Annotated in this window: 18 protein-coding genes; 10 read left to right on the forward strand and 8 right to left on the reverse strand. The window is 50.9% G+C overall.

All coding sequences use genetic code 11. The features are described 5' to 3' along the window. The first annotated feature begins 63 nt into the window (after window positions 1–63). From D3A97_RS12210 to D3A97_RS12225, 4 genes are all read left to right on the forward strand, one after another. On the forward strand, window positions 64–999 hold the full coding sequence (locus D3A97_RS12210) for a DnaJ C-terminal domain-containing protein (RefSeq protein WP_119078779.1): 936 nt from the start codon (window positions 64–66) through the stop codon (window positions 997–999). 100 nt (window positions 1,000–1,099) lie between these two features. After that, complete coding sequence (locus tag D3A97_RS12215) at window positions 1,100–1,447, forward strand: damage-inducible protein D (protein ID WP_157986505.1); 348 nt, start codon at window positions 1,100–1,102, stop codon at window positions 1,445–1,447. A 561-nt stretch (window positions 1,448–2,008) separates the two neighbouring features. Beyond that, window positions 2,009–2,260: a hypothetical protein gene (locus D3A97_RS12220; RefSeq protein ID WP_119078781.1), complete on the forward strand. Its 252-nt coding sequence runs from the start codon at window positions 2,009–2,011 to the stop codon at window positions 2,258–2,260. Window positions 2,261–2,297: 37 nt separating this feature from the next. Beyond that, a complete protein-coding gene (locus tag D3A97_RS12225; protein WP_119078782.1) occupies window positions 2,298–3,251 on the forward strand; it encodes a D-2-hydroxyacid dehydrogenase in 954 nt (317 codons plus the stop codon). Window positions 3,252–3,504: 253 nt separating this feature from the next. Here the strand turns inward: D3A97_RS12225 and D3A97_RS12230 are convergent, their stop codons facing one another. Both D3A97_RS12230 and D3A97_RS12235 read right to left on the reverse strand, forming a co-directional pair. After that, window positions 3,505–4,215, reverse strand: a complete 711-nt coding sequence (locus D3A97_RS12230; RefSeq protein WP_119078783.1) for a YebC/PmpR family DNA-binding transcriptional regulator — start codon at window positions 4,213–4,215, stop codon at window positions 3,505–3,507. A gap of 118 nt (window positions 4,216–4,333) precedes the next feature. After that, complete coding sequence (locus tag D3A97_RS12235; protein ID WP_119078784.1) at window positions 4,334–5,788, reverse strand: amino acid permease; 1,455 nt, start codon at window positions 5,786–5,788, stop codon at window positions 4,334–4,336. A 204-nt stretch (window positions 5,789–5,992) separates the two neighbouring features. Here D3A97_RS12235 and D3A97_RS12240 point away from each other — a divergent pair, with 204 nt between their 5' ends. From D3A97_RS12240 to D3A97_RS12250, 3 genes are all read left to right on the forward strand, one after another. Further along, on the forward strand, window positions 5,993–7,372 hold the full coding sequence (locus D3A97_RS12240; RefSeq protein WP_119078785.1) for a dicarboxylate/amino acid:cation symporter: 1,380 nt from the start codon (window positions 5,993–5,995) through the stop codon (window positions 7,370–7,372). 199 nt (window positions 7,373–7,571) lie between these two features. Continuing rightward, on the forward strand, window positions 7,572–8,168 hold the full coding sequence (locus D3A97_RS12245; protein WP_232825949.1) for a DedA family protein: 597 nt from the start codon (window positions 7,572–7,574) through the stop codon (window positions 8,166–8,168). An 87-nt stretch (window positions 8,169–8,255) separates the two neighbouring features. After that, entirely contained in the window at window positions 8,256–9,509 is a 1,254-nt protein-coding gene (locus D3A97_RS12250) for an MFS transporter (RefSeq protein ID WP_119078787.1), read from the forward strand. On the opposite strand, the gene D3A97_RS12255 is transcribed toward D3A97_RS12250, so the two are convergent. The 4 genes from D3A97_RS12255 to D3A97_RS12270 all read right to left on the reverse strand — a co-directional run bounded on the left by D3A97_RS12255 (window position 9,506) and on the right by D3A97_RS12270 (window position 12,375). Further along, entirely contained in the window at window positions 9,506–9,967 is a 462-nt protein-coding gene (locus D3A97_RS12255) for a MarR family winged helix-turn-helix transcriptional regulator (protein WP_119078788.1), read from the reverse strand. The two genes, D3A97_RS12250 and D3A97_RS12255, sit on opposite strands and share 4 nt — an antisense overlap. A gap of 85 nt (window positions 9,968–10,052) precedes the next feature. Further along, complete coding sequence (locus tag D3A97_RS12260) at window positions 10,053–10,634, reverse strand: YceI family protein (protein WP_119078789.1); 582 nt, start codon at window positions 10,632–10,634, stop codon at window positions 10,053–10,055. 214 nt (window positions 10,635–10,848) lie between these two features. Beyond that, the gene (mdh, locus tag D3A97_RS12265; RefSeq protein ID WP_119078790.1) at window positions 10,849–11,787 is read right to left on the reverse strand and encodes a malate dehydrogenase; all 939 of its coding nucleotides are present in this window, start codon (window positions 11,785–11,787) and stop codon (window positions 10,849–10,851) included. 90 nt (window positions 11,788–11,877) lie between these two features. Beyond that, complete coding sequence (locus D3A97_RS12270) at window positions 11,878–12,375, reverse strand: peroxiredoxin family protein (RefSeq protein ID WP_157986506.1); 498 nt, start codon at window positions 12,373–12,375, stop codon at window positions 11,878–11,880. A gap of 165 nt (window positions 12,376–12,540) precedes the next feature. Between D3A97_RS12270 and efp the strand changes: the two genes are divergently transcribed. The 3 genes from efp (at window position 12,541) to accC (ending at window position 15,076) form a co-directional block, all read left to right on the forward strand. Next, window positions 12,541–13,107 (forward strand): elongation factor P, encoded by a 567-nt coding sequence (gene efp / locus D3A97_RS12275; RefSeq protein ID WP_119078792.1) that lies wholly within the window; start codon window positions 12,541–12,543, stop codon window positions 13,105–13,107. Window positions 13,108–13,174: 67 nt separating this feature from the next. Continuing rightward, window positions 13,175–13,657 (forward strand): acetyl-CoA carboxylase biotin carboxyl carrier protein, encoded by a 483-nt coding sequence (gene accB / locus D3A97_RS12280; protein ID WP_119078793.1) that lies wholly within the window; start codon window positions 13,175–13,177, stop codon window positions 13,655–13,657. Between the two features lie 81 nt (window positions 13,658–13,738). Continuing rightward, on the forward strand, window positions 13,739–15,076 hold the full coding sequence (gene accC / locus D3A97_RS12285) for an acetyl-CoA carboxylase biotin carboxylase subunit (protein WP_119079549.1): 1,338 nt from the start codon (window positions 13,739–13,741) through the stop codon (window positions 15,074–15,076). Window positions 15,077–15,223: 147 nt separating this feature from the next. On the opposite strand, the gene D3A97_RS12290 is transcribed toward accC, so the two are convergent. Together D3A97_RS12290 and D3A97_RS12295 are read right to left on the reverse strand one after the other, a co-directional pair. Further along, a complete protein-coding gene (locus tag D3A97_RS12290; protein ID WP_119078794.1) occupies window positions 15,224–15,913 on the reverse strand; it encodes a DUF4890 domain-containing protein in 690 nt (229 codons plus the stop codon). 120 nt (window positions 15,914–16,033) lie between these two features. Then, entirely contained in the window at window positions 16,034–18,229 is a 2,196-nt protein-coding gene (locus D3A97_RS12295) for a glutamine synthetase III family protein (protein ID WP_119078795.1), read from the reverse strand. Window positions 18,230–18,346 lie beyond the last annotated feature (117 nt).

Consider the following 18,346-nt stretch of genomic DNA (forward strand, 5'->3'; position numbering starts at 1 on the left):
TGCGCCTGTTTTAAGCCCGGTTGCAAACAAGCGCCGGCATAATTTGTTATTATTCTTACAAGTATGGAGTACAAAGACTATTATAAAATTCTTGGCGTAGAAAAAAAGGCCAGCGCGGAAGACATCAAAAAGGCTTACCGGAAACTGGCGGTGAAATACCACCCGGATAAGAACCCGGACGATAAGCTGGCGGAGGAAAAGTTCAAGGAGCTGAATGAGGCGTACGAGGTGCTGGAAGACGTGGAAAAACGGAAGAAATACGACGAGTTCGGCGAAAACTGGAAGTACTACGAGCAGCATGGCAACGCCGGCGGCGGAGGGTTTGACTGGGGCAAGTGGCAGGCGCAACAAGGCGGCGGCCGGCAGCAGTATGAAGATGTGGAAAGCATGTTTGGAGAGGGGGGCCAGTTTTCCGATTTCTTTGAACACCTGTTTGGCGGTGGCTTCCGGAGCCGCGCGCAGCAGGGCCGGAGCAGAACGCGCCGTGGCGGGGACCTGCATGCCTCCATGAAAGTAGACGTGCAGGACGTATACACCGGCGCCACGCGGCAAATAGAAGTGAACGGACAAAAGCTCAACCTGAAAATAAAACAGGGCACCTACAACGGCCAGGTACTGCGGTTAAAAGGCAAAGGCCAGCCAGGGCGTAACGGGGGCGAACCGGGAGATCTGCTGATAGAAGTGGAACTGGCCGCAAACGGGCAGTATGAATTGCAGGGGAAAGATGTGCACATGGAAGTGCCGGTAGACCTGTATACCGCCGTGCTGGGAGGGAAAGTGCCGGTAGCGGTGCCCGGCACGCCGCTGCAACTGAGTATCCCCGCGGGAACGGACAGCGGCCGGCTGTTCCGGCTGAAAGGGAAAGGCATCCCCCCGCTGGAGGGGAGCAGCGAAGCAGCGGGGGACTTATATGTGAAAGTGAAGATCGCTGTACCTAAACAACTGACGGAGGAGGAAAAGGAGCTTTTTACGCGGCTGATGCAGATGAGACAGGGTTGACGGGGCAACGCGGTTGATGACCTGTCCTGACGTTGGCAACCCCTTTTTATAAAGAAGCCGGAACGCAGCAGCCTCCTTGTTTCATGTAAAAACAGATACCATGATACTGCAGCCATTTGATTACCTGGACGAGATACTGGAAAACCAGCACCGGCATGAGCAGGAAACAGCGGTAGCGTATTACGCCAGCGAGGTGCTGGAGGCCCTCGGCTATGAGCCTGGACAAGGGGAGGATGCCCTCCGGCGCGCCATGCGTGCCTGCGCGGCCTTACATGTGCCGGTGGAACTGAATTTCCGGAAAACGTATTGTTCCTATGCGGGGCAAATGGAGCCCGACTGGCAGTTGAGCCCGCTGGCCAGTTATTTCCTCATTGTAAACTGTGACCCCAGCCATCCCCAAGTGGCCCGCGCTCAATTATTATTTCTTAAAAAGCATCGTTCATTTTAACGTATAAACAACTTACGTTCAATTTTTTATACGTTCATTCCGATACAATTATTCATTCCCTGTTCATTGTTTTCAGCCTGGTACACGCGTAGTGGAAAACTATAAATTAGCAGTGTATTACAGAAAACAAACATTGCTTAGACGGTTCAAATAGGCTGAAAATGGGGGCCGTTCTCTTTTGAACGGCCTTCCTCAGTTTTCTGGTAACAGCAATGAATACTTTTTCCTTTGTAATTGATTTCGTAACTTAGGTAAGCAGAAAAATTCGAACTAACCATCATCCTTTGATAAATTAAAATGAGAACCTGGCCTGGTTTTTACAAAATTGTTTAACCATCATCCTCTGATCGCTGGTAAGGATTGCCAGAAAAAACAGGTCCAGGTTTACCTTACATGACGGAAGAACCTTTTCTTATTTTCTCCTTTTAGCATACCGGCATATTGTTGTTTGTTGTAGCCACCGGCAACGCCACTTTGCGTATATGCATACATTGATGACATCTGACAAAACAAACTTTACAGCCAAAGTCTGTTGAATTTTTGTACCCAAACAAGCGTAACATGGAAGCTAGATGTATCAGATGCAGCAATATTGTGCATTCCCACAAGAAGATCTCCGAAACCAAATGCAAATGCGGCGGCCAACTGCAGCGTATGCGTTTTGTCAGGTTGATGGAAGGTATGCACCCGCTGGGTAAAGAGCACAACATACAGTTGAACGGCAAGTTATGTTACGGTACCTACCGCTCTGTTTACGGAAACTTTGTTATAGACAAGGTGAACAACACCTTTGCACGCGTAGATGTTTTTTAACCGGTAATTTTTCAGCTAATCCCGTACTTTTATTCTCATGAATATAGTTGTACTGGATGGCTATGCCCTCAACCCTGGTGACCTGAGCTGGGACGCGCTGAAAACCCTCGGAAAGGTAACTGTATATGACCGTACCCCGCCGGAACTGGTAGCCGGGCGGGCCAAAGACGCAGACATCATTCTTACCAACAAGGCATTTGTGCCGGCAGACACCATTTTGCAACTGCCGGCCCTGCGGTATATTGGGGTAATGGCCACCGGCTACAATATTGTTGACGTTAAAGCAGCACGGGAACGGGGCATTACCGTCAGCAACGTGCCCGCTTACAGTACCGCCTCCGTGGCGCAACTCACCTTTGCCCTGCTGCTGGAACTGGTGCAGGGCGTGGCTCTGCATGCAGACAGTGTGCGCAAAGGAGAATGGGCGCAAAATCCTGATTTCAGCTATTGGAAACAACCATTGTGGGAACTGCAGCATAAAACCCTGGCTATTATCGGCTTCGGGCAAATAGGGCAGGCCGTGGCCAGAATAGCCCTGGCTTTTGGCATGCGCGTTATAGTGAGCCACAAGCACCCGGAAAGGGATAAAATGAACGGGGTTGCCTTTACGGACCAAGCCACCTGTTTCCGGGAGGCAGACGCCGTAAGCCTGCACTGCCCGCTGAACGCCGAAAATAAGGGTTTTGTCAACGCAGCCCTGCTCGCCACTATGAAACCATCCGCTTTTCTGATCAATACCAGCCGCGGCCCCCTCGTTAACGAAGAAGACCTGGCTGCCGCATTGAACGCCGGCCTGCTGGCCGGCGCGGGGCTTGACGTGCTGGGCACAGAGCCGCCGCCCGCGGGCCACCCGCTGTTCAAGGCAAAAAACTGCCTGGTAACGCCTCACATAGCGTGGGCTACGGTAGAGGCCCGTAAAAGATTGATGGACAAGGTGGTGAGCAATGTGAAAGCATTTCAGAGCGGCCGGCCGGAGCATGTAGTGGGGTAAAAGGGGAGCTTGCTTTTGGCGCACCCGGCCAGACTGTTGCCGTGAGCCGCAACTGCAAAAAACGCCCTGACCTTAGTAGCCTGTATGCGTTGCCGGACTGCTGCCATTAACAGCTGAACGCTCTCACCGCCTGCGAAAATTGAGTGGTAACGCTTTAGTATAACAGGTCCCTGCACATCCGAACCTACTATAAGCTACAATACAAAGGGCTGACCCGTTACCAGGTCAGCCCTTTAACTATTTAATGCATGAACTATTTCAGGTTGTGAAACACCTGCTGTACATCTTCATCCTGCTCCAACCGGTCAATCAGCTCCAGTACTTCCTTCGCTTGTTCTTCTCCCAATTCCACAGTAGTGGTAGGTATCCTTTTCAATTCGGCACTGATGATGTTGATGCCTTTTTCTTCCAGCGCCTTGGCCATGTTGCCAAATTCGTTGAAAGCGGCGCGGATAATGATGTTGTCTTCGCTGTCTTCCCCGATCTCTTCCAGTCCGAAATCTATCAGTTCCAGTTCCAGCTCTTCCAGGTCCTGCCCTTCATTTTTGATCTTGAACTCACCCAGGCGGTTGAACAGGAAGCCTACCGAACCGCTGTTGCCCAGACTGCCGCCGCCGCGGTTGAAGTGCATGCGCACATTGGCAACGGTACGGGTGGTATTGTCTGTAGCGGTTTCTACCATTACGGCAACGCCGTGCGGCGCATACCCTTCATATACAACTTCTTCATAATCAGTTTTGTCTTTCCCCATGGCGCGTTTGATGGCGGCCTCCACGCGGTCTTTCGGCATGTTCACGCCCTTGGCGTTCTGAAAGCAGCGGCGCAGGGCGGGGTTATTGTCCGGGTCAGGGCCGCCTTGTTTTACGGCAATGGCAATTTCCTTTCCGATGCGGGTAAATTGTTTGGCCATGCGGTCCCAGCGGGCAAACATGGTATGTTTTCTTACTTCGAATATACGTCCCATAGTAAAATACAGTTCCTTGAATGTGGCTGCAAAAATATTAAATTCTGACAGAATAGCGTGAAATAAAAGACCCGCGGCGGAGTGCGGCGGGCCTTTGAAATATGATCTGTGGGTCAGGTTATGACTTTTCTTTTCCCAGTTTGCTGTTGTGCCTGCTGTAGAAGAAATAGATGGCCAGGCCCAGCGCCAGCCATATGCCCAGCCTCATCCAGCTCTCTTTGGGCAGCGAATACATGAGGTAACCGCATACCAGCACGCCCATAATGGGTACAAAGGGCACCAGCGGGGTTTTGAACGCCCGGGGTATTTCCGGCATTTTTTTCCGCATAATGATCACGCCAATGCATACCAGGGAGAAGGCGAAGAGGGTACCGATGCTTACCATGTGCCCCAGGTCGCTTACCGGCACCAGGCCGGCAAACAGGCTCACAAATATCATGAAGAAGGCATTGGTTTTCCAGGGAGTCCTGAACTTCGGGTGAACGTCGCTGAAAAACTTGGGCAGCAGCCCGTCCCGGCTCATGGAGTAGAACACGCGGCTCTGCCCCAGCAGCATCACCAGTATCACGGAGGTATAACCGGCCAGGATGGCTACGATCAGGCCGGTCTGCAAAAAGTCGTACCCCGTTTGTGCAAAGGCGGTGGCAGCGGGTTTGGCATCGCCGGCAAAGAGCTTATAGTTCAGCAGCCCCGTCATCACGTGGGCGAACAATACGTAGAGAATGGTACAAATGACCAGGGACCCCAGGATGCCTATGGGCATGCCTTTCTGCGGGTTTTTGGCCTCCTGCGCGGCGGTAGACACGGCGTCAAAGCCTATAAAGGCAAAGAACACCACGGCCGCCCCGGTGGCAATGCCCGTCCAGCCGAAGTTTTCGTACTTGCCGGTATTAGCGGGGATGTACGGGTCATAGTTGGCGGGGTCTATATGGCTCCAGCCCAGTACAATGAAAACGATCACCACGGACACTTTCAAAATTACCAGGAAGTTGTTCATGCCGGCAGACTCGCGCGTGCCTTTGATGAGCAGCAGGGAGAGCAGCAGCACAATGATCACCGCGGGCAGGTTAAACAGGCCGCCTTCGATCAGGGTACCATCGCTCATTTTGACTGTTTCCCAGGGAGATACCGCCAGCTGGTGGGGAATATGAATGCCGAACTTGTGGAGGAACTCCAGCAGGTAGCGGCTCCAGCTTACCGCCACGGTAGCCGCGCCCAGTGCGTATTCCAGCACAAGGTCCCAGCCAATGATCCAGGCAACAAACTCACCCATGGTGGCATAAGAGTAAGTGTAGGCGCTGCCGGCAACGGGTATCATGGAGGCAAACTCTGCATAGCACAGGCCGGCAAAAGCGCAGCCTACGGCGGCCAGCACAAAAGAAATAGTAACGGCAGGCCCTGCGTTCTCCGCAGCGGCAATGCCGGTAAGGGAAAACAGTCCCGCCCCTATAATGGCGCCAATGCCCAGCGCCACAAGCGCCCAGGAACTAAGTGTTCTTTTTAATCCTTTTTCTGACTCTGAAGCTTCTGCTAGTAATATTGGAAGAGATTTCTTGGCAAAAAGTCTACTCATACAGTAAAGATGTGAGGTTGATTTAGAGCTTGTTTAGATTTTACAGATCGTCAAATATAGTATCTAAAATCATAAAGCGGTATTTTATTTTATGTGCGTTCAGGCCGCAGCACGGCCGCTTTCTGTCAACATTTGTGGGGATTTTCAGCCGAGAACCTTATTTTTGGACAATTTTTGATAAAAACCTTGAACTAAATCACCTCTATGAATAAAAAGCTGGCGGCTCTTGTTGCGTTGATCACTTTTACGATAGTTTCCTTTGTACATACGTTCGATCATTTTGGTTGGGTGGAAGTGCCGCTGGTGGTGTTGATGGTGCTCCGCTGGCTGACGGTGGCCACTGTTGTGTGGTTTGCCGTTACCAAAAGGTCCCTCACTACCTGGATACTGGTGAGCATGATCATAGGGGCGGAGCTGGGCCATGATTATCCGGCCATAGCCGTCAACTTCCAGGTACTCAGCAAGGTTTTTCTCCAGTTGATCAAGACGGTTATTGCCCCCCTGTTATTTGCCACGCTGGTGGTGGGCATTGCCGGGCATTCGGATATCAAGCAGGTAGGGCGTATGGGCTGGAAGTCCCTGGTCTACTTTGAAATAGTGACCACCATTGCCTTGTTCATAGGCCTGGCCGCCATCAACATCAGCCAGGCCGGGGTAGGCATCAAAATGCCCCCGGAGTCGCTGCATGAAAAGCTGCCGGAAACCAAGCCCCAGAACTGGCAAGACGTGATCCTCCACGTATTCCCGGAAAACATTGCCAAATCCATCTACCACGGGGAAATTCTGCCCATTGTGGTGTTCAGCGTAATATTCGGCATTTCGCTCCTGCTGGTGAAAGACAAATTCCGCGGCCCCATGCTGGGCTTTTGCGAGAGCTTGTCTGAGGTCATGTTCAAGTTCACCAATATAGTGATGTACTTTGCCCCGGTAGGGGTAGGGGCGGCCATTGCCTACACGGTGGGGCATGGCGGGCTTTCCGTGCTCGGCAACCTGCTGCAGCTGCTGCTCACCCTGTATGTAGCCCTCACTGTTTTTATCCTGGTGGTATTTATACCTGTTGCGCTTATTATCAAACTGCCCATAGGCCGGTTTATCAGGGAAATATCCGAACCCGTGTCTATCGCCTTTGCCACTACCAGCTCCGAGTCTGCCTTGCCCAAGGCCATGGAGGCCATGGAAAGAATGGGCGTACCCCGCAAGGTGATCGCCTTTGTAATGCCCACCGGCTATAGTTTCAACCTGGACGGGTCTACCCTGTACCTGGCGCTGGCCTCCGTATTTGTAGCGCAGGCCGCCGGCCATCACCTGAGCTGGGGGCAGCAGATACTGATGGTATTTACCCTGATGCTTACCAGCAAAGGCGTAGCTGGCGTTCCCCGTGCCACTTTGGTGATCATCCTCGGCACCGTGGCGTCTTTCCACCTGCCGGTATGGCCCGTGTTCCTCATCCTGGGCATAGACGAGCTGATGGACATGGCCCGCACCTCCGTAAACGTTATTGGCAACTGCCTGGCCACAGCCGTCATCGGGAAATGGGAAGGGGAGGTGGATTTCCGGCAACTGCCGCCTGAAACGAAGGCCTAGCTTGCCTTTCATAAAATATTAACTTCCTCTTGACATATTATGATGTATTTTCGGGCGTCCTAACTAATTCTAATTTTTAAACAACAGCATGGATCAGATTATCGAGTTTTTTAAACATTTAATTAACCCCGAGTGGATTATTCAGAATGGAGGATTTTACCTGATTCTGGCTATCATTTTTGCAGAAACCGGGTTGTTTGTGGGATTTTTCCTGCCAGGAGATTCTTTACTTTTTATAGCCGGCATTTATGGTGAAATGCTGGGCCAGAGCTTTTTCAACATGCCGCTGGTAGTGATCATGACCCTGATCGCCATCACGGGCGTGCTGGGCAATATTGTGGGTTACTGGTTCGGCCGCAAGTCCGGCCCCATCCTGTTCAAAAGAAAAGACACATTCTTTTTCAAGAAAAAGCACCTCTGGCAAGCCAAGGAGGTATATGACAAATATGGCGGCGGCGCTATTTTCGTGGCCCGTTTCCTGCCGGTGGTACGTACGTTTGCGCCCATTGTGGCCGGTATAGTGGGCATGGAAAGAAAAAAGTTCATGTTCTGGAACATTGTGGGCTCCTTTTCCTGGGTGTTTTCCATGATGCTGGCAGGGCATTATCTTGACAAGGCTTTCCCCACCCTGAAAGACCACCTGGAATGGATCATCATCATTATAGTGGTCATTACCACCCTGCCGGTGGCCATCAAGTTCATTTTCGGGAAATCTACCATACACTCCCACTTCGATGAGTTTGGCAACCCTATAGAGGCGCCGGCCAAAAAGGAGGAAGAAGAAATAAAATCGTAAAATTCTTGTATATCTGGAGAGACGCAATTACTTTGCGTCTCTTTTATTTATGGGCTAACACATCAACCTTCTAAATATTCAGACAGTATGAATTCCACGCAGAAACCGGTCAAGTTATTGAACGCGGCAGTAATTGTGGCCTCCCTGGGCTACTTTGTAGACATCTACGATCTTCTCCTTTTCGGTATTATTCGTATTAAAAGCCTTACAGACCTGGGTTTGCAGGGTGAGGAAATTGACAATGTGGGCATGTGGCTCATCAACATACAGATGGTGGGCATGCTGATAGGCGGCATCATCTGGGGGGTGCTGGGCGACAAGCGCGGCCGCCTTTCCGTATTGTTCGGCTCCATCCTGCTGTATTCCGTGGCCAACGTAGCCAACGGCATGGTAAGCGGCGAGCATGCCATTACCTGGTACATGATATGGCGGTTTGTAGCCGGCCTGGGCCTGGCGGGCGAACTGGGCGCCGGTATTACCCTGGTATCTGAAGTGCTACCCAAGGAAAAACGTGGGCTGGGCACCATGATTGTGGCCAGTGTGGGCATTTCCGGCGCGGTGGTGGCCTATTTTGTATCTGAGTACTTTGGAGACAACTGGCGCATCTGTTATTACATTGGCGGCGGCCTGGGCCTGGCCCTGCTCATTTTGCGGGTCAGTGTGGTAGAGTCCGGCATGTTCAACAGCGTGAAGGAAAAAGGCGGGGTGAGCCGGGGCAACTATTTCAAGTTCTTTACTAACCGGGAACGCTTTCTGCGGTATCTCAAATGTATACTGGTAGGCCTTCCTACCTGGTATGTAGTAGGTATATTGATGACATTTTCGAATGCTTTTGCGGAAAAAATGGATGTGCAGGGAGATATAGACCCGGGCAAGGTGATCATGATCGGGTACGCCGCGCTCACGCTGGGAGACTTTGCCAGCGGTTACCTGAGCCAGCTGATCCGGAGCCGCAAAAAGGTGCTCTACATCTTTTATGCCCTGGTGATGGCTTGCGTGGTGCTGTATTTCAACATGCACGGGGCGTCTGCCGCGCTTTTTTATACGGTTTGCGGCTTACTGGGTTTCAGCGTGGGCTTCTGGGCCATTTTCGTAACGGTGGCGGCGGAGCAGTTCGGCACCAACCTGCGGGCCACGGCGGCCACTACGGCTCCCAACTACGCGCGGGGGCTGTTACCGGTTATTTCCATGGTGTTTACCGGGTTGCAGGGCAGCTTTGGTTTCTCCTACCTGCAAAGCGGGCTCATCACCGGCATTATCTGTATTGCGCTTGCTTTGGTGGCGGCTTTTACCATGCGGGAAACTTTCGGGATAGACCTGGATTACGTGGAGGAAAACTAATACGTGCTTAACAATTTATCCAGCAGCTTATTGAGCTGCACTACTTCTTTTTCAGTGAGGGATGCCTTCAGGGTATCTTCCAGGGCGCCAATTTCTTCGTCAATGGTTTTCAGCAACTGAAGGCCTTTGACGGAGATCTTGACATCTACCGCCCGCCGGTCCAGCTCACAGCTCTTGCGCTCTACCAGTTCGGCCTTGCGCAGCCGTTCCACCAGGCGTGATACGTCGCTCATTTTGTCCAGCATCCTTTCTTTCAGGGTATTGATGCTGGCGCTTTTGGGGTGCTGGCCCCGCAGTATGCGCAGTATATTGAACTGCTGCATGGTAATGTCATATTGTTTGAAAAACGCCTGGTGCCTGGAAATGATCCAGTTCCCTACAAAAATGAGGCTCACTAGGCCTTTATGGTGCTCACTGGTAAAATTCCTGATAGAAATAAGCTTTTCAATATTAGACATACGCGGAAAAAATATAGCGCAATTTAAAGGATAAGGGAATACAAAGCGCAATTGCTAACACTTTCATCCTCTTGCTCTTATGAAATCATTGCCGCACAAATTCCAGCTTTAGCTCAATATTCACCATTTTGTCTACCACCATGCCCCCCGCTTCCGTCAGTTTGTCCCATTTGAGGTTGTAGTCAAAGCGGTTGAGGTAGGTGTTGGCCTTGAAAACAGCCCGCTGTTTGCCGGAAGCGTCTTGTGTGGTACCATTGTAGGCCACGTTGAGCTTCACCGGTTTGGTAACGTCCCGGATGGTCAGTTGGCCGGCCAGCAGGTATTTACCGTTGGTAACCCTGGTAAGGGAGCTGCTTTTGAAAGTCATGGACGGGTACTTTTCTGCATGGAAGAAATCGTCTGATTTGAGGTGACTGTCCCTCGGGGCATCGCCGGTATTAATGCTGAATACGTCCACGGTGAAGGTGATGGCCGCATCTGAAAAATCCTGGCCGGTGGTGGTCATATCCCCTTCAAAATTCTTAAAGATGCCGTCTACTTTGGAAATAACAAGGTGATTAACGGAGAACTTCACGGTAGAACGCTCCTTGTCAGCTTTCCATGTAACAGTTTGTCCCCATGCCCATACAGGGCCGCAAAGCAGTGCGGCTAGCAGTAGCTTGATCATGATCTGGTTGCCGGAAAAATTGTGGTCTGGATTCGTTTTCCCTGTCTGGTGTTATACAGTTACGCGCTGGAGCCCTCGAACAGGCTAAAGGTACGAATATCCTTGTTACAACAACCAAAACGGGCGTGAATTATGGCGGTTAACGTGGCGCTGCAACAAAAAAAGCACCTGTGCTTTTCAGTACAGGTGCTTTCTCATATATGGCCTACCGGCCTCAGGCGGGTGTTTTCATGTTGTCCAGCACGTCCATTACCTCTTTTACGTGTTTGGCGGAGGTATTGAGCAGTGCCTGCTCGGCTGTGTCCAGTTGCAGCTCAATGATCTTTTCGATACCGTTTTTGCCGAGTACCACAGGTACGCCCAGGTAAATGTCTTTCAGACCGTACTCGCCGGTGAGCCATGCGCAAACGGGGAAGATGCGTTTTTCATCTTTCAGGATGGCCTCTACCATTTGTGCTGCCGCAGCGCCGGGAGCGTACCAGGCGGAAGTGCCCAGCAGGTTCACGATTTCGCCGCCGCCTACTTTGGTGCGCTGGATGATGGCTTCCAGTTTATCTGCCGCTACCAGCTCTGTAACGGGGATGCCGCCTACGGTGGTGTAACGGGGCAGGGGCACCATGGTATCTCCGTGGCCGCCCATCAGGATGGCCTGAATGTCTTTGGGAGAGCAGCCGATCTCGTCTGCCAGGAAGGCGCGGTAACGGGCAGTGTCCAGGATGCCGGCCATGCCGAATACCTTGCTGCTGTCTTTTTTAGCGTTCAGGTAAGCGCAGTAGGTCATTACGTCAAGCGGGTTGGACACTACTATGATAATGGCGTCAGGTGAATGTTTGATCACATTCTCGGTAACAGATTTAACGATGTTGGCGTTGGTTGAAATCAGGTCATCGCGGCTCATACCGGGTTTGCGGGGCAGGCCGGAGGTGATTACCACCACATCGCTGTTGGCGGTTTTGGCGTAATCATTGGTAACACCGGTCACTTTGGTGCTGTAATAGTCAATGGGAGCTTGCTGCCATGTATCCAGTGCCTTGCCTTCTGCGGTGCCTTCCTTGATATCAAGCAAAACAACTTCCTGCAGAAAATCTCTGTGGGCCAGCACGTTAGCGCAGGTTGCCCCCACATTGCCAGCTCCTACAACAGTAACTTTCATCGTATCTGAGTATTTTAAAAAGGTGAAGAATTATTTGGGAAACAAAAATAGCATATCGGAGCCGGAATTTGGGTACCCCGGGAAAGAATTTTACAAGTGCTTTAACAAAGTGTCCAGTTTAACGGTACCTTCGTAGTCTGCCACAAGCCGGTGCTTCTTGTCGTATATGTAAATACCCGGGAAATTCTTCAGGTCGTAATAGTACGCGATCTGGCGGGTGGGCTCGGCAGCCATGATAATATTCGGGTAGTTCCTGATGTGGTACTGGTCATACCAGGTTTGCATCCGCTCCAGTTTAAAGGGAGTGACCATTAATATGGTAGATTTTCCGAATTTACTGATGTTTTTGAGGATATCTTCCGTCATGTGCGCGCAGTGGTCGCATTCCACGCTGAAGAGGAATACCATTACGGGTTTGTTCTTCGGCAGGTCATTTTTAGTGAATACCTGGCCGTTGTAGAGGGTAAGCGGAACGGGAGATATGATATTGTGTTGTTTATAGGGCGGTACATGTGCCGCAGAAGGCGTAACAGACTGGGCTTTTAGCATTACCGGCAGGCATAAGAACAGGAATAGCCATCTTCTCATAATCATATTTTTAAAAATAGTAAAGTGATAATTAACTTCGCGTGAATTTGTACCAAAACTATACCGCTTTTGTGTGAAATCCGGCAAGTTTTGTTTGTTCATATGCGAAAATTTTTACTTTTGCAATCCTAATGTAAATTTTTAACTTTAAATCAGTGACCTTTTATGGCTACCACCGCAGATATCAGAACAGGATTGATCATTAAGCTGGATAACAGCTTGTATTCTGTTGTAGAGTTTGGTCAGAACAAAACAGCCCGTGCCGCTGCAAAGGTATGGGCAAAATTGAAGGGGGTTGACAATAGCCGTTCAATTGAGCATACCTGGAACTCCGGCGACACTATTTACCCGGTGCGCGTGGAGAAAAAAGCTTTCCAATACCTGTACCAGGACGAGAGCGGGTACAATTTCATGGATAAAGAGACCTTTGAACAGATAGTAGTGAGCGAGCAACTGGTAGACGCGCCGCAGTTCCTCAAAGACGGGGACGAGGTATCCATTGCCATCAATACCGAAACGGAACAGCCCATGGGCGTGGAGCTGCCTGACAAAATTGTGCTGAAAGTGACCTACTCAGAGCCGGGCATGAAGGGAGACACCGCCACCCGTACCCTGAAACCCGCTACCGTTGAAGGCGGCGCAACCGTAATGGTGCCCCTGTTCGTAAATGAAGGCGAGTTGATCCGCGTAAATACCAAAACAGGTGAATACATTGAGCGTGTAAAAGAATAGCCATATACTTTTTTTCAATTCTATTATCAGAGAACCAGCATTTAACTAAAAACCAAAAACTGTCTACATGGACTTTAAACAGATTCAGGAGCTGATAAAAATGGTCAACAAATCAAATATCAGCGAACTGAGCATTGAGCAGGACAAGTTCAAGATCACAATAAAGCAGAAGGAAAGCGAAGTACAACAGATCGTAACAGTACCGGCCGTAACGGCGGTGCAGCCTGTAGCAGTGGCTCCCCAGGCAGTGGCGCCCGCTCCGGCCCCGGCAGCCGCCCCTCCGGCAGCAGCGGCGCCCGCGGCCAGCAGCAACCTGATCACCATCAAATCTCCCATGATCGGCACTTTTTACCGCAGCGCCGGCCCTGACAAGCCCGCGTTCGTGAACGTGGGGGACGATGTGGCGCCGGGCAAGGTAGTTTGTATCATTGAAGCCATGAAACTGTTCAACGAAATTGAAAGCGAAGTAGGCGGCAAGATCGTAAAGGTGCTGGTGGATGACGCCTCTCCTGTAGAGTACGATCAGCCTTTGTTCCTGGTAGAACCATAAACGCTTTGATAACGTGAGAAGGTTGTAAGGTTGCTTGCAACCTTTTCCCTTTTTAGTTTTTATATCACCTATAAGAAAAACATGTTCAAAAAGATATTGATCGCCAACCGTGGCGAGATTGCCCTGCGGATCATCCGTACCTGTAAGGAAATGGGGATCAAAACGGTGGCGGTATATTCAACCGCGGACAAAGACAGCCTGCACGTCAGGTTTGCAGATGAGGCCGTATGTATTGGAAAACCACAGAGCAGCGATTCTTACCTGAATATCCCTCACCTGATGGCCGCCGCAGAGATCACCAATGCGGACGCCATTCACCCCGGTTATGGCTTTTTGGCCGAAAACGCCCGGTTTGCGGAGATCTGCGGGGAGCATGGCATCAAGTTCATTGGCCCCACCCCGGAAATGATCCGCAAAATGGGAGACAAGATGACGGCCAAGGAAACCATGATCAGGGCCGGCGTACCCGTTATACCCGGTTCCGAAGGTTTGCTGGAAAGTGTGGAGCAGGCCAGGGCGCTTGCAAAAGAAATGGGGCTGCCGGTGATCATGAAAGCTACCGCCGGCGGTGGTGGCAAAGGCATGCGCGTGGTGTGGGACGAGAACGAGATCGAAAATGCCTATACCATGGCCAAAACAGAAGCCAAAGCCGCTTTTAGCAACGATGGCATTTACATGGAGAAATTTGTGGAAGAGCCGCGCCACATCGAGATACAGATTGCAGGGGACCAGTATGGAAAAGTGTGCCACCTCAGTGAACGCGATTGTTCCATTCAGCGCCGCCACCAGAAGCTGGTAGAAGAATCTCCCTCTCCCTTCATGACGCCCGAGCTGCGTGAAAAAATGGGCGATGCCGCCATCAAGGCCGCCAGCGCCATCAATTACGAGAGCGTGGGCACCATTGAGTTTCTGGTAGACAAACACCGCAATTTCTATTTCATGGAAATGAACACCCGCATACAGGTGGAGCATGGTGTTACGGAAGAAGTGATCAATTTTGACCTGATCAAGGAACAGATCAAGATTGCCGCGGGCATCCCCATTTCAGGCAAGAACTACACCCCGCAGATGCACGCCATTGAGTGCCGCATCAACGCGGAAGATCCCTACAACGATTTCCGCCCCTCCCCGGGCCGCATTACCGTGCTGCATACGCCGGGCGGCCATGGCGTGCGGGTAGATTCCCATATTTATGCAGGGTACGTGATCCCGCCTTATTATGACTCCATGGTATCTAAAGTGATAGCCGTAGCGCAAACCCGCGAAGAGGCCATCAATACCATGGAAAGGGCCCTGAGCGAGTTTGTGATAGAGGGGGTAAAAACCACCATTCCCTTCCACCAGCAGCTCATGCAGGACGAGAACTTTCGCAAAGGCAACTTCACCACCAAGTTTACAGAAACTTTCAAGCTGCAGTAGGGTAGCGGAGAAGATAATGGAAAGCTCCCCGGTAATGGCCGGGGAGCTTTTTTATCGGGCAAAAAAAACAGGCTGCCTGAAAAAGCAGCCCGTTTAAACCTTAAAAACCTTTTAAAATGTAATGCTCAGATTTGCATGAAAAGCGTGCTACAGATTGTCAGTAGCTTCTTTTTTCTTCATTTTCGTTTCCATCCCCGCTTTTTTACGCATGGATTTATAGTGGTCCCTTTCTTTTTTTCTCCACTCGTCGTATTTCTGGTATTGCTCATTGCCCAGCGCCAGTTTTATTTTCTCCAGCCGTGCGCTGTTCAATGATTTCATCTGTTCGTGGCGCTGTTCCCTGCTGAGTGAGGAGTTCTTCCGCAGCTCGCCGGCTTTGGCCATAAAATCCTTGTTGATGTTTTTCAACTCCTGCCCCTGCGCGTCGGTCAGGCCCAGGGCCTTTACCATGTCTTCGCCGCGTTCACCGTGCTTCCGGCCGTCTTTTTTATACCTTTTTGCCTTGTAGGCTTCGGCGCGGGCCATGGTCCTTTCGCGGTTGTTTTGCCATTTTTCAAACTGATCGGCATTGAGCACGGATTTGATCTTGTCTTCACGTGCGGCGCCGAGGGCCTCCAGTTGTTTTGTCTTTTCTTCCTTGCTTAAGGCGGTGTTGGTCCGGACTTCCTGTGAGCTTTTTATGTAAGATTTGTTGATCTGCTGCAGTTCTTTGTTCTGCTTTTCGTCCAGCTTCAAATCTGCCACCTGCTTACTTTTCAGTTTCGTCCTCAACGAGTCCTGCGCATAGCTCATCGTAGTTACGCCGGCCAGGAACATGAATAATAAGATCTTCTTCATATTTATGACGATTTTATAGATAGACCGGTAAAAAAGTAAAAGGTTTAACGGGCAGGTATAAAAAAGAAACCCCCGGTGAATACCGGGGGCCATCATACACCAAAACAATCTTACGGTTTTTTATCGCAAGAAAAGCAGCTCTCTGTATTTGGGGAGACCCCAGATCTTGTCATCTACCAGGAACTCCAGCTTATCCGAGTGGTAACGGATAACGTCAAAGTACTGTTGCTTGATCTTCTCACAGTAATCGATAGCTTTCTGACGGCTGTCTTCCAGCTTGTTAGCCACTTTGCGGGCTTCGATCATGGCCTGTACATTTTCGCTGATGACATTGATGTGTTCAGATATTTTCGTTGCAATTTGCTTCTGTGCTTTGTAGGAATCTTCACCAAATCCGGCTTCCTTCAGGCCTTTGATATTGGCCAGCAGCTCATTCAGGTATTTGATGGCAGCGGGCAATATGTTGTTGGTGGCCAGGTCGCCGATCACGCGGGCTTCGATCTGCACTTTCTTCACGTAGTCTTCCAGGAGGATCTCGTGACGGGCATGCAGTTCTTTTTCGTTGTAAACGCCGGTTTCGGTATACAGCTTGGTAGCTTGCGGCGTCACCATGGCGTCCAGCGCTTTGGGCGTGGTTTTGATGTTGGGCAGGCCGCGTTTTTCGGCTTCCTTGGCCCAGTCGTCGCTATAACCGTCGCCTTCGAAGAGGATCTTCTCGGAATCAACGATGTATTTGCGCAGGGTCTGCATAATGGCGATCTCTTTCTTTTCGCCTTTTTCGATCAGGCTGTCTACTTCTTTCTTGAAGTCTGCCAGTGTTTTGGCCATGATGGAGTTCAGCACGGTCATGGCGGAAGCGCAGTTGGCGGAAGAACCTACGGCGCGGAACTCGAACTTGTTGCCGGTGAAGGCGAACGGAGACGTACGGTTACGGTCGGTGTTGTCCAGCAGCAGCTCCGGAATGTGGCGGTGCAGGTCCAGTTTCAGGATGGCCTCATCCTGCTCGTCAAATTTATTATTTACGCGGCTTTTTACTTCCTGCAGTACTTCAAACAGGTATTTGCCGGTGAATACGGAAATGATGGCCGGGGGAGCTTCGTTGGCGCCCAGGCGGAAGTCGTTGCTCGGAGAGGCAATGGAAGCGCGCAGCAGGTCAGCATAGTCATGCACGGCCTTGATGGTGTTCACAAAGAACGTGAGGAACATCAGGTTGGTCTTCGGCGTTTTGCCGGGAGCCAGCAGGTTTACGCCGGTGTCCGTGGCCAGTGACCAGTTGTTGTGCTTGCCTGAACCGTTGATGCCGGCAAAGGGTTTTTCATGCAGCAGCACTTTCAGCCTGTGGCGTTTGGCCACTTTGCTCATCACGTCCATCAGCAGGGAGTTGTGGTCCACCGCAATGTTCACTTCTTCGAAGATGGGGGCGCACTCGAACTGTGCGGGAGCCACCTCGTTGTGACGGGTGCGCAGGGGAATGCCCAGTTTGTAAGACTCTTCTTCAAAATCGCGCATGAAAGCGTATACACGCTCGGGAATGGCGCCGAAGTAATGGTCTTCCAGCTGCTGGCCTTTGGCGGGCGCGTGGCCTACTACGGTGCGGCCGGCCAGTACCAGGTCAGGACGGGCATTGGCCAGGCCTTCGTCGATCATGAAATATTCCTGCTCCCAACCGAGGGTGGCAGTTACTTTGGTTACGTTCTTGTCGAAATAGTTGCATACGTCTACAGCAGCCTTGTCAAGGGCAGACAGCGCTTTCAGCAGCGGCGCCTTGTAATCCAGCGATTCGCCGGTGTAAGCTACAAATATGGTAGGGATGCAAAGGGTTTTACCTGTACCTTGCTCAATAATGAAAGCAGGGGAGGAGGGGTCCCATGCGGTATAGCCGCGGGCTTCAAAAGTAGCGCGGATGCCGCCGTTGGGGAAGCTGGACGCGTCAGGCTCCTGTTGTACCAGGGCGTCGCCGTCAAAAGTTTCAATGCTGGAACCGTCTCCTTTAATAGTAAAGAAGGAGTCGTGCTTCTCTGCGGTGGTGCCGGTAAGGGGCTGGAACCAGTGGGTATAGTGGGTTACGCCCTTTTTCATGGCCCAGGCTTTCAGGCCAGAGGCAATCTGATCAGCCATTTTACGCTCGATCTTGTTGCCACCTTTGATAGAGTTCATCAGGCTTTTATAAGCCTCATCACTCAGGTGTTCCCGTACTGCTTTGCCGGTAAACACGTTGCTGCCGAACACGTCTGTGATTTTGCCATTCAGTTCGGGCTTTACTTTAAAATCAACGCCGGTGAGATTTTCCAGCGCCTGAAAGCGTAACGATTGCATGATGTGAAATATTTTTTACAAAAGAACGCTAGTTTGGCCTAATATGCAAGATGTTTCCACTTTTTTCACCAAAAAATTGCATTTGTCCCGTAAAAACCTTATATTTTTAATTTTTAA

Origin of the sequence: Chitinophaga alhagiae (assembly GCF_003568665.1) — a bacterium.
Lineage (GTDB): Bacteria > Bacteroidota > Bacteroidia > Chitinophagales > Chitinophagaceae > Chitinophaga > Chitinophaga alhagiae.

Coding starts and splice junctions, on each gene's coding strand:
- D3A97_RS12210 (WP_119078779.1), top strand. CDS start 64: ATGGAGTACAAAGACTATTATAAAATTCTTGGCGTAGAAAAAAAGGCC.
- D3A97_RS12215 (WP_157986505.1), top strand. CDS start 1,100: ATGATACTGCAGCCATTTGATTACCTGGACGAGATACTGGAAAACCAG.
- D3A97_RS12220 (WP_119078781.1), top strand. CDS start 2,009: ATGGAAGCTAGATGTATCAGATGCAGCAATATTGTGCATTCCCACAAG.
- D3A97_RS12225 (WP_119078782.1), top strand. CDS start 2,298: ATGAATATAGTTGTACTGGATGGCTATGCCCTCAACCCTGGTGACCTG.
- D3A97_RS12230 (WP_119078783.1), bottom strand. CDS start 4,215: ATGGGACGTATATTCGAAGTAAGAAAACATACCATGTTTGCCCGCTGG.
- D3A97_RS12235 (WP_119078784.1), bottom strand. CDS start 5,788: ATGAGTAGACTTTTTGCCAAGAAATCTCTTCCAATATTACTAGCAGAA.
- D3A97_RS12240 (WP_119078785.1), top strand. CDS start 5,993: ATGAATAAAAAGCTGGCGGCTCTTGTTGCGTTGATCACTTTTACGATA.
- D3A97_RS12250 (WP_119078787.1), top strand. CDS start 8,256: ATGAATTCCACGCAGAAACCGGTCAAGTTATTGAACGCGGCAGTAATT.
- D3A97_RS12255 (WP_119078788.1), bottom strand. CDS start 9,967: ATGTCTAATATTGAAAAGCTTATTTCTATCAGGAATTTTACCAGTGAG.
- D3A97_RS12260 (WP_119078789.1), bottom strand. CDS start 10,634: ATGATCAAGCTACTGCTAGCCGCACTGCTTTGCGGCCCTGTATGGGCA.
- mdh (WP_119078790.1), bottom strand. CDS start 11,787: ATGAAAGTTACTGTTGTAGGAGCTGGCAATGTGGGGGCAACCTGCGCT.
- D3A97_RS12270 (WP_157986506.1), bottom strand. CDS start 12,375: ATGAGAAGATGGCTATTCCTGTTCTTATGCCTGCCGGTAATGCTAAAA.
- efp (WP_119078792.1), top strand. CDS start 12,541: ATGGCTACCACCGCAGATATCAGAACAGGATTGATCATTAAGCTGGAT.
- accB (WP_119078793.1), top strand. CDS start 13,175: ATGGACTTTAAACAGATTCAGGAGCTGATAAAAATGGTCAACAAATCA.
- accC (WP_119079549.1), top strand. CDS start 13,739: ATGTTCAAAAAGATATTGATCGCCAACCGTGGCGAGATTGCCCTGCGG.
- D3A97_RS12290 (WP_119078794.1), bottom strand. CDS start 15,913: ATGAAGAAGATCTTATTATTCATGTTCCTGGCCGGCGTAACTACGATG.
- D3A97_RS12295 (WP_119078795.1), bottom strand. CDS start 18,229: ATGCAATCGTTACGCTTTCAGGCGCTGGAAAATCTCACCGGCGTTGAT.